The organism is Coprococcus sp. AM11-30B, from assembly GCF_027674365.1.
Lineage (GTDB): Bacteria > Bacillota > Clostridia > Lachnospirales > Lachnospiraceae > Allocoprococcus > Allocoprococcus comes.
In genome coordinates, this window is the sequence record NZ_JAQDVB010000025.1 from 11,378 (window position 1) to 25,175 (window position 13,798).

Genomic DNA, 13,798 nt, shown 5'->3' on the forward strand with positions numbered 1-13,798 from the left:
AGAATTTGTAGGTGCGATTGATGAAAATTATTGAAGTTAAAGAAAATAAAAAACAATATCTTGATTTGCTCCTATTAGCAGATGAGCAGGAAGATATGGTTGACCGTTATCTTGATAACGGCAAGATGTATGTACTTGATGATAATGGGGTCAAGTGTGAGTGTGTCATAACCGATAAAGAAAATGACATACTTGAAATCAAGAACATTGCGACAGTTCCAGAATATCAAGGGAAAGGTTATGCAAGAGCCTTAATTGAGTTTATTGTTAATAATTACAGAGAGCAATATGCCATTCTGCAAGTGGGAACAGGCGATAGCCCACTGACAATACCATTTTATGAAAAGTGTGGTTTTGTCCGTTCGCATATCATATCAAATTTCTTTATAGATAATTATGACCACCCAATCTATGAGAGTGGAATACAGTTGGTAGATATGGTGTATTTGCAAAGACCGTTATAATTTAAATTCAAGTTGAACAAAATCGCTGCGCGATGGTCTGCCAAGGCTGTGGCGCAGCTTTCTTTTTCTCAATAATAAAATAGGCAATGGCAATTCTTACCAGCATTTGATATTGTAAAGTTACCACACAAAACAATTCAATTCAGAAAGACACCACTGCCTATGAAAAGAATACCATTTGACCGCTTTTCTGACAAGCGGTTTTATTATGCTAATGCACCTCCATGTAAGCAGGTTTTTTCATTAACTACTGATTTTACATGGAGGATTTTATTATGTACGAAGAAATTTTTAATCAGATTCGATCTGCTACAAATAAACGGAATCTCAAGGATTCCACGATTCATGCATACTGTACCAGTGTTGCTCATTTTTTGAACCACACAGCCAAGGATATAGATGCATTAACAACTGACGATGTTGATATATTCCTAACTGAAAAGAAACTTTCCGGGATTTCACCAGAAACATACAATCACTACCATTCAGGAATCCGCTTCTTTTACAAGAAAGTATTGAAGATGAATTGGGACGATGAGGACATACCTCGTATGAAAAGGGACAGGAAGTTACCGACAGTGCTTACAAAAGCAGAAATATCGGCTATTCTTGATGCTACGCTAAATCTGAAACACAAAGCTATGATTGCTACTATGTATTCAGGCGGACTACGTGTTTCAGAAGTCACACATCTTCATTATGATGATATTTCACGCAAGAACAAAACCATACACATCCGTGATGGGAAAAGTCGCTCTGATCGTTATACTTTGCTTGCAGACCGGACGCTCGAGATACTGACAGAATACTGGTTTCAATGTGGCAGACCAAGAGGGATTTTGTTCCCAAGTTCATGGACAGGGGATTATCTTACAAAAGATAGTGTCATTCAGTTTTTTCGTGAAAGTACCAAAAGAGCAGGCATTCAGAAACACGTCTCCACGCATTGTTTACGTCACAGCTTTGCAAGTCATCTGTTTGAATCCGGCTGTGATGTAAAATATATTCAAGCGCTTCTGGGACATCGTGATCCAAAATCAACAGAGGTTTATCTGCATGTAAGCAATAAAACTCTGCTTGGAATTAGGAGTCCATTTGATGAGATGGGCGGTGAATGATTATGGAGAAATCATGTACGATACAAGATGTATTTGAACGGTTTTATCCTTCTTATGAAAAGAGGAATAGCCCTCCTGCTCATCATAGAAAAACAGCTTATCATATCATGAACTGTAAAACAGGCGCTTTTGGTGTAAACATCAGTGTTTGTGAAGACTGCGGATGTATCAGCATTCATAATAACTCCTGCAGAAGCAGATGCTGTCCCATGTGCCAGGAGTTTCCGAAAGAGAAATGGATTGATGCACAAAAAGAGAATGTACTTGATGCACCTTATTATCATGTAGTATTCACAGTTCCTGATGAATTGAATTCCATCATTTACAGCAACCAGAAGCTGTTGTATGATGCACTGTATCATGCTGCCTCAGCAACCTTGAATGAATTGGCAAAAGACGCAAAGTATCTAGGAGCTAATATAGGGTATATCTGTATTCTTCATACCTGGGGTTCTGCAATGAATTATCATCCGCATATTCATACCATTGTTCTTGGAGGTGGACTTGATGATGAAAACAACTGGAAAGATACAGGTGGAAAATTTTTTCTCCCATATGGTGTTATCTCAAAAGTGTTTCGTGGAAAATATATGGATGAGTTAAAAAGCCTGTGGAATGATTCTAAGCTTAAATTTCATGGTACAGCAGAGAAATATCAGAACAGCTATCGTTTTAAAGAACTTTTTGATAAGTGTTATGAAAAGAACTGGGTCACTTACTGTAAAGAAACTTTCAATGGTGCACAGTCGGTTATCAATTATCTTGGAAAATATACCCACAGGATAGCAATCAGTAATCATCGAATCAAATCCATGACAGATACGACAGTTACATATGTAGTAAAAGACTATAAAAACGAAGGCTGCTGGAAAGAGAAAACAATTTCAGGAGAAGAATTCATCCGTCGATTCATGATGCATGTTCCTCCCAAACGATTTGTCAGAATCCGGCACTATGGTCTGCTATCATGTAGAAACAAGAGAAAAAAGATAACTCACTGCAGAAACCTGCTTGGATGTAAGAAATACATTTCTACATTAAAAAATCTAAATGCAGTAGAAATGATAAAGGTTTTGTATAATATTGATGTATGCAAATGTTCTTCTTACGGAGGGAATATGGTATCACCCCGCAAAGATAAATACAGTTCTTCTTTTCGTGCACATATGAGATGTTAAAATCTATAATTGCATAGAATAAATGACTTCCGCATAGGAGGTTTGTTTGTCATGCCTGAAATTGATTTCTTGAAGAAAAAAACTTTTACCAAAACATCCGGTATGATAAACTTAAGGAAAAGAGCAACGATTGAATCCCCATAGCTATCGGCTAAAGGGACGCGACTTTGTTCACCAAGGTAAAATCGAAATTGATGTAAACGAAAGGGCAGTTTTTATCAGAACTCAAGGCTGCTTTTTCGTTTACACCAACTCCGATTGTTTCCTTAACAGTTTATGGAGAGTCACCGTTATGATTAGAGAATTTCAAAGGGATGATATAAATAAAGTTGCAGATATATGGTTGGATACAAATATAAAGGCACATAATTTTATCCCCGCCGAATACTGGAAAAGCAATTTCAAATCAGTAAAAGAAGCGTTGTTACTAGCAGAGGTTTATGTGTATGAGTATGATACAGAAATACAGGGTTTTATAGGGTTAAATGATGAATATGTTGAGGGCATTTTTGTTTCTGGTGAAATGCAATCGCAGGGTATAGGTAAAATTCTGCTGAATTATGCAAAGGATAAAAGGAATAAGTTGCACTTGAACGTATACCAAAAGAACGCACGGGCAATATCTTTTTATAACAGAGAAGGATTTGAGATTCAGCATAGTGGCTTAGATGAGGCTACCGGAGAAAAAGATTATGTAATGACATGGCAACACAAATAGAAAATCCAGTTTGTATAATTGAAAAAATGAAAAACGCATAGACAACTGTGTCTATTAGTGAAAATACGACATTTCTCGCTTTGTGTCGTGTTATTTGCAGATAACAGATTCTATATTTGATGATGAAAGGAGGAGTTGAGGTGGACCAAGTAAAAATCGGGAATTTTTTAAAAAAACTTCGCAAAGAAAAAGGCATTACACAGGAGCAGTTGGCAGAAATATTAAATGTCTCTGGAAGGACCGTATCCAGATGGGAAACCGGAAACAATATGCCGGATATCAGTATTCTTGTGGATATTGCAGATTATTATGATATCAGCATTCCTGAGATTATCAGTGGAGAAAGGAAAAGCGAGATGATGAACGAAGAAGAAAGAAAAATTGCTAAAACAATGTCAGATTATGCAACTACAGAGAAAGAGAAGATTTTTAAGGAAATGAAGCTCCAAAGTGTCATGGGAGTTTGTGCATTGGTTCTATACTGGATTCTGCATGAAACAGGTGCATATATGTATAATGATGTGTTAGGAAAGCTTGCCGGCTATTGTGAGACCTTGGTATCTGTGTCAGTCATAATGATGGCAGTATTTACGACAGGATCTTTAAGCAAGGTGCGGAGCAAGAGTAGGAAAGTTTTTGTGTTCGAAAATTTCCCAAAACCTATGCAATTAGTTGTAATTGCAGTTGTTGCTTTTGGTGGAGCTGCTGTGATCAAGCTGGTACTGGTGTATTTTTTCGGCTTATAAGTATTTTCAAATTCGTATTACATACTATGGAAAAAGAACTTTTTGACATTTCCACAGATGCGTGCTAATATGATTATAGAAAAAGAGTGCTACCGATAGACGGTTAGTCCGTTTTACTATTTAGAATATCATCAAAGATAACCGCTTAGTTTACCAGACCAGGGCGGTTATTTTTGTGGTTTATGATTATCTTTGCCTAATGTATATCCGATACTAAAGCAGGTTAAGCCGAAGCTCACTACTGCTATGAAGTCAATAATACTCATTGGCTTAGCCCTCCTTTCCACTGGATTCCTTTACAGGTTTCTATGTAATCAGAGGGTCACAGGTCTCCGTTTCACTTCGGTCGTTGCAAAACGAGTGCCACTGGCACTCTGCAACCCTCTGTTGAAGGACTAACCACCTACCGTTATGGTAGCACCCATATTCTGATTATAACAGCTTGAAACTGTCGGCGTAATATGAAGTTGACAGATGAGAGTAGGGCAACTGTAGAAAAGAATCTTTTCGACCAGGGATTCCGGTGCCAAAACGGTGCCAAGAAATCAGGCAAATCAAAATAGGTGGTGCAATTCAGCCGTTTTTCACTATATTTTGGAGAGAAAACCATAAAAAATATGAGATAAAACGGGATTAAAGTATCGTGCAGGTGGACGTACTGTAGGATCAGGACGTGTTGCTACAATCATCGAGTAATATTCGTGATGGCATTGAGCCGTGCAAATAAGTAAATAATATCAGGGAAGAGTGCTTGCATTCTTCCCTGTATTTTTTTGCTTATTTATAGGGCGAAATCCCGCGATTGAATGAGTCAGTCGAAAAATCCCACGCTATATCTGATTTTTCTGAATCAAATAAATCTTAAGAGCAAGTTCTATTTCCGTATGTCTGGAATTATCTCTCAAATCAATTTCAAGTAAATCACAAATTTTCTGAAACCGATATTTCACAGAATTATAATGTAAAAAAAGCTTTTCAGATGCCAGCTTTAAATTCCATCCACAGTTGATGATAGACTGTAGTGTTTCAATCAGGTTTGCATGATGCTGGTCATCGTATTGCTGCAGAGGCTTTACATATTTATCGCAGAATTCAATTGCCTCGTTATTGGATGAAATAGAAAATAATAAGCGATAGATTCCAATCTGATCATAAAAGAACAGACGGTTAAATTGCTGAATCTGATAGACAGTCTGGATGACCTGCTTTGCCTGTTGGTAGCTGTTGTGAATATTGATAATGTCATCTACATACATTCCAACTCCCATTGAAATAGTAAAAGGAACGGCGTTCAACAGACTGTGCTGGATTTGACTGAATGTATCTGCAAGGGTTTTACGGGCGCTGACAGGCAGTTTTCCAGTGATCAGAAAGGCAATAAAGTCACTCTGTGAATAATAAATAGTGGAAGGGAATGCCTGCTTGATATACTTAATAGAAGTATCAAAAATCTGGTCTGTATATTTCTGAAGCTTTTCATTTGTTCCGGTATCCAGATTACGCAGATAATACTTTTTAATATTGTTTATATCGATGATCGCAACAAATCCGCCGCCGTCCAGATTCCAGCCGTATAAATGGGCACGTGTATTGATCTCTTCACGTGTTTTGACGTTGTTAAGCATTAGATCACCTACAAAAGAAGAGTAATATTTCTCTTCGATCATCCGGTTACTGATTCGGATCTGCATACGCAGGATAATTACGATACTGGCATATTCAATCGCTGTTTTGTAGATATTGGAGTCAGTATCCGGATATGTCCGGTCAGAACGGTCAGAAAGAAGCATAATATATCCAAATTTCTGCTCTTTATTGACAACGTCGATACACTGATATTTCTCTCGGTATTCATTTAAAATAATTTCATATGATAATCCCTTCAGATAAAGACTATCCTCGCTTACATTTTCAGAAAAATATACTTTGTGGAAAACAGTATCAACATAGGCAGTCGGTTCCTGGATCAGAGTACTCAGTGTCTGCAAAATTTGATGGATAGAGCGGTCATTTATTGCCAGTTCCAGGAAACTCTCGTGAATCTTGGAAGATTCTTTTAGCTGCTCCGCCTGTTTGGATATAATTCCGGACAGAGTTGGATTGATAATGTCGGCAAATGCGTAGATTGCCGGACAGTAGATCAGTGGTAAAGCTTTTTCATCACAAAGTTTTTTGGCATTTTCCGGAATAACCTTTATGTACCGGTCCGATTTGACAATTAGTGCACTGATATTTCTTGACAACAGCTTGCTGATGAAATCAAGAAAAGAATTAGGCGTCTTTTCCAGGGCATAGGTCGTTGTGATCACAACTTCATTTCCTTTTAACCACTGGAAGCCATCCGGAGTATCAACGACGGTTACTGTGGAGATTTCTCTGTGTACACCGAGATTTCCGGAAATAAGTTTTAATCCCTTAATAGTTGGCAGTTCTAATAGTTCTTCGACAGTCATTTTTAGTCTCCTTGTAATAAAATTGTATCTCAAATACAAAAACTGATAAAATAATTATATCACAAATACAAAAAAATGATGTCGAATATAAAAAAATCAAGATAAATTTGTACATGATATATATAGAAAGCAAAGTTATTAAGTTGTAAACTTATCATCAACAAGAGGAAACTGGATAACAAAAAAGGAACATGAAAGAAGAAAGGAAGAGAGTATATGGATTATGTAGAGATTTCTAATTCAATGATCGTGTATTTGCTTTGTGGTATTACTGTAGCAATTGCATTTGTCCAGGCTGTTCTTTATATCCGAATGGCAAAGAAAATGACAGTGAAGGCAAACATTCCGGCAACAGTGCCGAAGACAGCATTCAGAGTCGGTCTCATTTCCGCAATCGGACCTGCACTTGGTGTATTTATCGTAATGGTTGGTCTTATGACTTCGATCGGAGGTCCAATGGCATGGCAGAGACTTTCCATCATTGGTGCAGCACCGACAGAGCTTACTGCAGCAACGCTTGGTGCTGAAGCGGCAGGCGCAGAGCTTGGAGGAGCTGGATTTACACTGAAAGTTATGGCTGTCAGCTGGTTCGTAATGGCACTCAACGGAGCCGGATGGCTGGTTGTAACAGGTCTTTTTACACCTGCACTTGAAAACTTAAGAACAAAGATGAGCGGTGGCGATTCAAAATGGCTGGTTGTAATGAGTGGGGCCTGTTCACTTGGTATCTTCGGTTATCTGGATGTCAACGAAATTGGTAAAGGATGGGGAAATGCAGCAGCCGTTGCCGGTGGTATTATTGGAATGGCAATCCTTGAAAAATTTGTAGCAAAGAAAGTTCCAAAAATCAGAGAGTACAATCTTGGTATTGCAATGATCATCGGAATGTTATTTGCAATCATCTATGATATGGCAGTTGGAGCATAGGAGGGTATGATTATGGAAAATAAAGAATTAATGTCAGAATGGAAAAAGAATAGTATTAGAATCGGTACTCCTACAAACCTGCTCGCAGCATTTACATCATTTATACCGGTTATCTGGCTGTGTATTACCTATAACTGCTGGCCGGATCCGAAAGTAGTACTTGCAGGATGGGGAATGGTTGCATTATCATTTGGTGCATTCTATGTTGTTGAACCAATTTCTTACTATGCAGCTCTTGGACTTACTGGTACATATTTAAGTTTCCTTTCAGGAAATATCGGTAACATGCGAGTTCCATGTGCAACAATGGCTCTTGAAACGACGGAGAGTGAACCGGGAACGCTTCAGGCAGAGGTGGCTTCTACAATGGCAATCTGTGGTTCTATTATTACAAACCTGATCGCTACAACAGCAGCTGTTTTAGTAGGATCAGCAGTTGTATCCGTACTTCCAGATGTTATTGTATCCGCTCTTACAAAATATGCAGCAGGTGCAATTTTCGGAGGAACTTTTGGAACCTATGCATTGAAATATCCTAAAGTTGCCATCTTTGGTATGGGACTTCCGCTTATCCTTAAATTTACGATCGCTCCTCCGGCATGGGTACTTATCGTTGTGTCTGTATTCGGAAGCCTTGGATTTGCAAGACTGTTATATGTAAAAGAAAAGAAAACTGCTTAGTGGGAAATGAATAAAAAGCAAAAGATTCATAGAGAAAAGAGGGAATAAGCATGAGTATGTGGAAAGAATGTGAAGGTTTACAGGAAGAACTCGTAAAAATACGAAGAGAGTTGCATCAGATTCCGGAATTTGGTTTTGATCTTCCGGAAACGCAGAAATATGTAACAGATAAATTGGATGAACTCGGAATTCCTTATAAATGTTCAGGAACAGACAGCAGTATCATTGCAGAAATCAAGGGTGGGCAGCCAGGTAAGACGGTTGCACTTCGTGCAGATATGGATGCACTTAAGATTACGGAGGCAAATGATGTCGATTATAAGTCCAAACATGAAGGTCTGATGCATGCCTGTGGACATGACAATCATATCGCAATGCTTCTTGGAGCTGCAAAAGTTTTGAATGCACACAAAGCAGAAATTAAAGGAAATGTAAGACTTCTGTTCCAGACCGCGGAAGAATTATCCAAAGGCGCAGAGATTATGATCAAAGATGGTGCAATGGATGGTGTAGATGCTGTATTTGGACAGCATATCGGAAGTATCATCAACAAAGATATCCCTGCAGGAAAGGTAATTGTTACTCCTGGATGCTGTATGGCGTCATTTGACAGATTTGTGATCCATGTAAAAGGAACAGGTTGTCATGGCTCTACTCCGGAAAAAGGAACAGACCCGATTACAATGGCGTCTCATATTGTAATTAACCTGCAGGAAATCATTGCACGTGAAGTTTCCGCAGTAAAAGCTGCAGTTGTAACAATTGGTTATTTCCATGGTGGTGTTGCTTATAATGCAATTCCAAGCGAAGTAGAAATCGAAGGAACGATCCGGGCACTGGAAGAGCCAATAAGACAGTACCTTGCAAAACGAATTGAAGAGATTGCAAAGAGTACAGCAGCAACATTCAGAGGAACAGCAGAAGTTGAGATGGACTGGGGAGCACCTCCGGTAATCAATAACGATGAGATGGCAGCACTTGTAACTGAAGCCGCAAAAGAAGTTGTAGGTGAAGAGGATGTTGTAAGTAAAGTTCCGGCACCAAATATGGCAGGAGAGGATTTTGCATACTACTTACAGAAAGTACCCGGAGCATTTTTCTTCCTTAGTTCTTCTAATCCGGTAAAGCATACGGATGTTCCTCATCATAATCCACACTTTAATGTAGATGAAGACGTGCTCTACAGAGGATCAGCAATGTTTGTAAAGATTGTAGAAGCTTATCTGAAGTAGTATAATAAAGCAAAAAAGGCAGGATAAGAGTATGAATGCACAGATGATGATTTTATTGTATGCGGTACTATTGTTTGTAGTGATCTATTTTATGATGGTAGTTCCGGGAAAGAAAAAGAATAAAAAAATGCAGGAACTCCATGATTCGATCAAGGTTGGAGATGAGGTTCTTACAATGGGAGGGATTATCGCAACAGTAAAAGAACGGGATGGTGAAATCCTTACAGTAGAGATTGATCCGGAAAAAGAAATCTGTATGAAAATTCTGGTCTATTCTGTATCTACGATTCGTAAATAAGAGCTAAGAGCAAAGGGTGTTTCTCTGTAATATACCAGAAAAACACCCTTTTTAGTATGTTTGTGTACAAGAAAAACTGCCAGTAGCAGTTTTTTTGTAGTTTATAGTTTTTGGAAAATAATAAAAAATCAACCATGCTAAAAATGACCAAAATTCATTTTTTAATTATGAAATTATTGTGACTATTTGATATTGACCATCAGTCATTTTTTTGTATAATATTCTATAGAATAAAAATGTAAAGACAGGGAGATGATTATTGTGGTCAAAGCGGGAAAATGGATAGCAAAACACAGATTTATAATTTTGTTACTGGGGATACTGCTTTTGATTCCGTCATTTATTGGAATGGCGAAGACAAGAATTAACTACGACTTGCTCAGTTACCTTCCGGAATCACTGGAAACAGTAGAAGGACAGGACGTTATGGTGGATGAATATGGTATGGGTGCATTCGCCATGGTTGTTGTAGAGGATACGGACATGAAAGATATCCAGAAGCTGGCGGATCAGTTTAATAAGGTTGATCATGTCGAAAAAGTATTATGGTATGGTGATGTGGCAGATCTTTCACTGCCGGTAGAGATGATACCATCCGATTTGAGAAAAGCCTTCTACAACGGAGATGCGACACTGATGCTCGCATTATTTGACAATACGACTTCATCTGACGAAGCAATGAATGCAGTCGGTGAGATGCGTAAGATTGCCAGCAAACAGTGTTTTATTGCAGGTATGACAGGTGTTGTAGCCGATATCAAGAATGTAGCAATGAAAGAAGTCCCGATTTATGTTGTAATTGCGGCAATTCTTTCTTTTCTGGTGCTGGAAATTACCGGAGAATCCTTCCTGGTACCGATTTTTTTCCTGATCAGTATAGGTGTAGCAATTGTATATAATCTGGGAAGTAACATTTTCCTTGGCGAGATCTGTTACATTACAAAAGCGCTGACGGCGGTATTGCAGCTGGGTGTTACGATGGATTACTCCATTTTCCTGCTGAATAGCTACGAAGAGAACAAGCGCCGTTTCCCGGGAGATAAGAACCGTGCGATGGGACATGCGATTTCTAATACATTCAAATCCATTGTAGGAAGTTCTGTCACTACAGTAGCAGGATTTGTAGCTCTTTGTGTTATGACATTTGCACTTGGTCGTGATCTTGGTATTGTTATGGCAAAAGGTGTTATCATTGGAGTGCTTTGCTGTGTAACAATCCTTCCGGCAATGATTCTTATTTTTGATAAACCGATTGAAAAAACCAAGCATAAACCGCTGATCAAGAGCATGGATAAGGTTTCGACATTTATCACCAAACATTACAAAGTATGGATCGTTGCTTTCCTGATCTTGCTTATTCCTGCTATTTATGGCAATAATCATACAAAAATTTATTATAATATTGCACAGTCACTTCCACAGTCACTTCCATCAAATGTGGCAAACAGTGAACTGAAAGATGACTTTGATATGAGTACAATGCATATAGTTATGGTAGATAAAGACATGGATGCCAAAGAGAAAAAGGCAATGATGAGTGAAATTGATGATGTCAAAGGTGTAAAATGGACACTTGGACTTAACTCCATCGTTGGATCTTCTATTCCGGAATCGATGATCCCGGATGATGTAAAGAGTATGCTTCAGGGTAAGGATACCGAGTTGATGTTTGTATGTACCAAGTATGAGTCTGCAACTCCGCAGGTCAACAAACAGATCAAACAGATTGATAAGATTGTAAAATCCTATGATAAGTCTGGAATGGTAATCGGTGAAGCACCACTGATGAAAGACCTGCAGGATGTAACAGACATCGATCTGACAAGGGTTAACGTTATTTCAATCGCAGCAATCTTTATTATCATTTTGCTTATATTTAAATCCATCTCGCTTCCGATCATTCTGGTTTCGGTTATCGAGTTTGCGATTACGATTAATATGGCGATTCCGTTCTATCAGGGCAAGAGTCTTCCGTTCGTTGCAAGTATCGTTATCGGAGCAATCCAGTTGGGAGCAACCGTTGATTATGCAATCCTTATGACGACCAGATATCAGAAAGAACGTATGAAAGGCAAAAGTAAGAAAGAATCTGTTGCGATTGCACACAGAATCAGTATGCCATCGATCATTACTAGTGGACTGAGCTTTTTTGCGGCAACATTTGGTGTGACTTGTTATACACAGGTTGATATGATCGGTTCTATCTGTGAACTTCTTTCAAGGGGAGCGATCATCAGTGTGATCGTAGTACTGACTGTCCTTCCGGCAATGTTCCTGATCTTTGATCCGGTCATCTGCAGAACAACTGCTGGATACAGAGTGAAAAAAGATAAAAGTAAAACAGTTGTAGAGCCGACAGCATAGGCTCTGCTGAAAAGGGAGCAGGCTTAACTGATTGAAATCAGCAAAAAGCCTGTTCCTTTTTGCTGTCATACACTTAGAGAAAAATGGCATCTGAAGAAGCTTTTTGTACGTTGAAAATGGGAAGAAATGGCTGTGTACAGACCTTTCCAGAAAATAGAAGGTTGTTCTTTTGATTAAAATAGTATATACTATCTTAGTGTTACCCCAAAACATTCAAGAAAGGATTACATTTATGAAAATGCAGAAAAAACGAATCGTACAGTGCGGACTTTCTCTGATCTGTGCATTCGGTATCGCGCTGTCGGGGATGTCGGTACATGCAGAAGAGGTGGACAGCCTCGAAGATAAGACCAGTAATCTACAGAGTCAGTTGGAAGGGATCAACCAGGATCTGGTTACGATCAGCAATGAAATCGCTGAGACAGAAGTGAAAATTGAAGAGTCTAATAATGAAGTATTCCGTTTGGAAGCATCGCTCCAGATTTCCCGTAATAACGAGGAAGTACAGTATGCAAACATGAAGACTCGAATTAAGTACATGTATGAAAATGGTTCGGACACACTGCTTTCTATGATATGTGAAGCAAAAAGTATGGGAGAGTTCCTGAACCGTGTAGACTTTATCCAGAATATTACAAAGTACGATAAGGATATGCTGGAGAATATGGTGAAAGTACGTGAAGGTATTGAAGAGCAGGAGGCTGAACTGAAAAGCAGGCAGCAGGAACTGCTTGACCTGCAAAGCCAGCTGGACAGTGAACAGGCAGCGCTGCAGGCAAAAGCAGAAGAGACTTCGACAGACCTTGCCACGGTAAATGCACAGCTTGAGGCGGCACGTGCGGCACAGAAAAAGCAGGAGGAGGAAGCCCAGAGGAAAGCGGATGAGCAGTTGGCAAAAAAGGCACAGGAAGAGGCAAAGCAGGCGTCAGCTTCCGCCGGAAGTAATACATCTGCGGGCAATAATTCCGGGAACAGCAGTTCAGCGGGGAATAACAGTTCTTCTGGCAATAATAATCCTTCTAACAACAATTCATCGAATAATACTAGTTCCGATTCTTCCAATTCCGGAAGCGGTGGCTATGTGATCCCATCAGGCGGTCTTACCCCGTCAAAGGGAAGGATCTGGTATAATGGACATACCGAGACTTACTATTCTCAGAAGGTACTTCCGGGAGGAGGGCTTGCGATCCCAGGACGCCATATAGCAAGTGACGGAACAATCAGGGATGCCGATGGTTACATTGTTTTGGCAAGTGATGATTACCCGAGAGGAACAGTTGTAGAGACGTCACTTGGTGCTGGAAAAGTATATGATACCGGAAGTGGATCAGGAAATATAGATCTGTATACAGATTGGTAAAAGAAAAGCGGGGCAGTAAAGGACAAACCTTTTACTGCCCCGCTTTTGAATTTAATGGGATATGTATTTTCAGTGAATCGAAAAAGCATATTTTGCTTTGTACTGGAGAAGTCCGGTTACTGTGCTTCGTAGGTTGCCTTAGCGTCACGTATCAGCTTGTCGAATTTATCTGCATCCCATGCAGCACGTCCTGTAAAGAGTCCATGCAGAAGAAACAGAAAGGTATTTACTCACCGGAAGGATGGGCTCACTACAAAGT

The 13,798-nt window shown here is 39.3% G+C and carries 12 protein-coding genes; 11 read left to right on the top strand and 1 reads right to left on the bottom strand.

Going from position 1 to position 13,798, the window contains the following annotated elements; all coding sequences use genetic code 11:
- Positions 1-20: 20 nt before the first annotated feature.
- The 5 genes from PGU50_RS14890 (at position 21) to PGU50_RS14910 (ending at position 4,224) form a co-directional block, all read left to right on the top strand.
- Entirely contained in the window at positions 21-464 is a 444-nt protein-coding gene (locus tag PGU50_RS14890; protein ID WP_034880612.1) for a GNAT family N-acetyltransferase, read from the top strand.
- A 275-nt stretch (positions 465-739) separates the two neighbouring features.
- Positions 740-1,582, top strand: coding sequence for a tyrosine-type recombinase/integrase (locus tag PGU50_RS14895; protein WP_270247307.1), 843 nt, complete (start codon positions 740-742; stop codon positions 1,580-1,582).
- Positions 1,583-1,584: 2 nt separating this feature from the next.
- Positions 1,585-2,760, top strand: a complete 1,176-nt coding sequence (locus PGU50_RS14900; protein WP_330672575.1) for an IS91 family transposase — start codon at positions 1,585-1,587, stop codon at positions 2,758-2,760.
- A gap of 292 nt (positions 2,761-3,052) precedes the next feature.
- On the top strand, positions 3,053-3,478 hold the full coding sequence (locus PGU50_RS14905) for an N-acetyltransferase (RefSeq protein ID WP_117834610.1): 426 nt from the start codon (positions 3,053-3,055) through the stop codon (positions 3,476-3,478).
- A gap of 140 nt (positions 3,479-3,618) precedes the next feature.
- Positions 3,619-4,224 (top strand): helix-turn-helix domain-containing protein, encoded by a 606-nt coding sequence (locus PGU50_RS14910; RefSeq protein ID WP_270247309.1) that lies wholly within the window; start codon positions 3,619-3,621, stop codon positions 4,222-4,224.
- Between the two features lie 830 nt (positions 4,225-5,054).
- Here the strand turns inward: PGU50_RS14910 and PGU50_RS14915 are convergent.
- Positions 5,055-6,677: a PucR family transcriptional regulator gene (locus PGU50_RS14915; RefSeq protein ID WP_270247310.1), complete on the bottom strand. Its 1,623-nt coding sequence runs from the start codon at positions 6,675-6,677 to the stop codon at positions 5,055-5,057.
- A 216-nt stretch (positions 6,678-6,893) separates the two neighbouring features.
- Between PGU50_RS14915 and PGU50_RS14920 the strand changes: the two genes are divergently transcribed.
- From PGU50_RS14920 to PGU50_RS14945, 6 genes are all read left to right on the top strand, one after another.
- Complete coding sequence (locus PGU50_RS14920) at positions 6,894-7,604, top strand: DUF5058 family protein (RefSeq protein ID WP_022219994.1); 711 nt, start codon at positions 6,894-6,896, stop codon at positions 7,602-7,604.
- Between the two features lie 12 nt (positions 7,605-7,616).
- The gene (locus tag PGU50_RS14925) at positions 7,617-8,285 is read left to right on the top strand and encodes a hypothetical protein (RefSeq protein WP_022219995.1); all 669 of its coding nucleotides are present in this window, start codon (positions 7,617-7,619) and stop codon (positions 8,283-8,285) included.
- 56 nt (positions 8,286-8,341) lie between these two features.
- Complete coding sequence (locus PGU50_RS14930) at positions 8,342-9,517, top strand: M20 metallopeptidase family protein (protein ID WP_270247323.1); 1,176 nt, start codon at positions 8,342-8,344, stop codon at positions 9,515-9,517.
- 31 nt (positions 9,518-9,548) lie between these two features.
- Entirely contained in the window at positions 9,549-9,815 is a 267-nt protein-coding gene (gene yajC / locus PGU50_RS14935) for a preprotein translocase subunit YajC (protein WP_008373617.1), read from the top strand.
- Between the two features lie 252 nt (positions 9,816-10,067).
- Complete coding sequence (locus PGU50_RS14940; RefSeq protein WP_181988910.1) at positions 10,068-12,179, top strand: efflux RND transporter permease subunit; 2,112 nt, start codon at positions 10,068-10,070, stop codon at positions 12,177-12,179.
- Positions 12,180-12,411: 232 nt separating this feature from the next.
- Entirely contained in the window at positions 12,412-13,539 is a 1,128-nt protein-coding gene (locus tag PGU50_RS14945; protein WP_270247311.1) for a coiled-coil domain-containing protein, read from the top strand.
- The last annotated feature ends 259 nt before the right edge of the window (positions 13,540-13,798 follow it).